Source organism: Pseudorhodoferax aquiterrae, assembly GCF_014652235.1.
Lineage (GTDB): Bacteria > Pseudomonadota > Gammaproteobacteria > Burkholderiales > Burkholderiaceae_C > Pseudorhodoferax > Pseudorhodoferax aquiterrae.
This window is the reverse complement of the sequence record NZ_BMYK01000073.1, coordinates 1-2189: the sequence shown is the minus strand read 5'-3', so window position 1 is coordinate 2189 and position 2189 is coordinate 1. Positions and strand designations below refer to the sequence as shown.

2 protein-coding genes are annotated in these 2189 nt (G+C 69.9%); both read right to left on the bottom strand.

What is annotated here, in order from left to right; translation table 11 throughout:
• Positions 1-129: 129 nt before the first annotated feature.
• Entirely contained in the window at positions 130-1101 is a 972-nt protein-coding gene (locus IE209_RS33560; RefSeq protein WP_189691190.1) for a tripartite tricarboxylate transporter substrate binding protein, read from the bottom strand.
• A gap of 24 nt (positions 1102-1125) precedes the next feature.
• Positions 1126-2010: a MaoC/PaaZ C-terminal domain-containing protein gene (locus IE209_RS33555; protein ID WP_189691189.1), complete on the bottom strand. Its 885-nt coding sequence runs from the start codon at positions 2008-2010 to the stop codon at positions 1126-1128.
• Between the last annotated feature and the right edge of the window lie 179 nt (positions 2011-2189).

Genomic DNA, 2189 nt, shown 5'->3' with positions numbered 1-2189 from the left:
CCTCATCGCACGGCCTCGCCGGCTTGACGCGGACCATAGAACCTCTGCCAGTCCGCCGGGTGCGCCCCCTGGAGGGGGGATGGGACTTCTACACGCAGTGAGAAGTCCAAACGGGGGTGGTCTCATGTCTCAGTCCATCTTGATGTTGGCGGTCTTCACGACCTTGCCCCACTTGGCGATCTCGCTGCGCAGCATCTGCGCGAACTTCTCGGGCGAGGTGGGCATGGCCTCGGCGCCCGCGTCGTACAGGCGCTGCTTGACATCGGGCTGGGTCATGACCTTCTGCAGGTCGGCACTGATCTTGGCCACGATGTCGGGCGGCGTGCCCTTGGGCGCGACCAGGCCGGCCCAGGAATAGGCCTCGTAGCCCGGCACGCCGGACTCGGCGATGGTCGGCAGCTCGGGCAGCAGGGCCGAGCGCTGGGCGCTGGCCACGCCCAGCGCGCGCACCTTGCCCGCGCGGATCTGCGGCAGCGCGGTCGGTGCGTCGGCGAACATGAGCTGCACCTGGCCGCCGAGCAGGTCGGTCATGGCCGGCGCGCTGCCCTTGTAGGGGATGTGCTGCAACTGCACGCCGGCCTGCATGTTGAACAGCTCGCCGGCCAGGTGCGTGCCGCCGCCGTTGCCCGAGGAGCTGAAGGCGATCTTGCCGGGCTCCTTCTTGGCCAGCGCCACGAGTTCGGCCACGTTCTTGGCTGGCAGCGAAGGGTGGGCGACCAGGATGATGGGGAACATCGCGCCGAAGCTCACGGGCACGAAGTCCTTCTCGATGTCGTAGCTGAGCCCGGGCTTGAGCGCGGGCAGCACCGAATGGTGGATCGCGCAGACGAACAGGTTGTAGCCGTCGGCCGGCTGCTTGGCCGCGATCTCCGCACCCACGATGCCGCCGGCCCCGGCGCGGTTGTCGACGATGCCGCTCTGGCCCCAGAGTTCGCCGAGCTTTTGCGCCATGGCGCGGGCCGTCACGTCGACGGGGCCGCCGGCCGGGAAGGGCACGGTGAACTTGACGGGGCGGGTCGGGTAGGCGGACTGCGCGAAGGCCGGCAGTGCCGCGAGGGCGGTGGTGGCCAGCACGAGCTGGCGGCGGTTGAGATGGGCCATGGATGTCTCCTCCTGGTTGTCGTGTCAGCGGGTCAGCACGGCGCGGCCGGCATCGAGCACGGTCACTTCGCGCTCCACGGCGATGGCGCGGAACGCGACCTCGCCCGGCGCGGCGCCGCGGTACATCTCGAAGCGCAGCGTCTCGCCCGGGTAGACCGGCGAGGAGAAGCGCGCGAACAGGTTCTTGAGCGTTTCGGGTTGGCCGCCGCCCCAGGCGGTCAGCAGTGCGCGGCCAGCGATGCCGTAGGTGCACAGGCCGTGCAGGATGGGCCTTGCGAAGCCGGCAGCCTTGGCCGTGGCCGGGTCCGAGTGCAAGGGGTTGCGGTCGGCGCAGAGCCGGTACAGCAGGGCCTGCTGCGGCAGCGTGCTGATCTCCAGCACCTGGTCGGGCGCGCCGGTGGGCGGCTTGGGCGGGGCGGGCGGCGTGCTGTCGGTCTTGCCGTCCTTGGCCGAGAAGCCGCCGTTGCCGCGCGCGAAGGTGGTGTGGCGCACGGTCGCGAGCCATCGCCCGGTGGCGGCGTCGTGCAGTTCCTTGTCGTAGGTCACCGTGGCGCCACGGCCTTCGCCCTTGTCGACGATGGACACCACGCGGTGCTCGGCGCGCACCGTGCCGGCAGCGGGCAGCGGCGCGTGCAGCGTGATCTCTTCCTCGCCGTGCACGATCTTCGTGAAGTCGATGCCGGTGCCCGGGTCCTGCATCCACGAACCGGGGAAGCCCAGCACCACGGCCATGGTGGGCAGGGCCAGCGGCTGGCCGGCGTGGGTGTCGTTGACGAACTGCAACTGCAGCGGGTCCATCGGGTCGTCGCCCAGGCCCAGCGCGAGCGCGTAGCGCATGCTGTCGTCCGCGGTGTAGCGGTGCTCGATGGACGGGAAGGTCCAGTTCTTCAGGGTGTCGTAGTCGATCATGGCGGAGAAGGAAGTGGGTTGGCCGACTGCAGCGATGGCCCGTGCGTGACCCCGCGCCCGGGGCCCCTGTGCCCACGCCGAGGAGCGCAGTGGCCTGGGCGGCGCAAGGGCACCTTGCGCTTCGTTGACTGACTCATTGCACTTGTTCGAGCTGAACGAACGCAGTGAGTGGTGCGAGT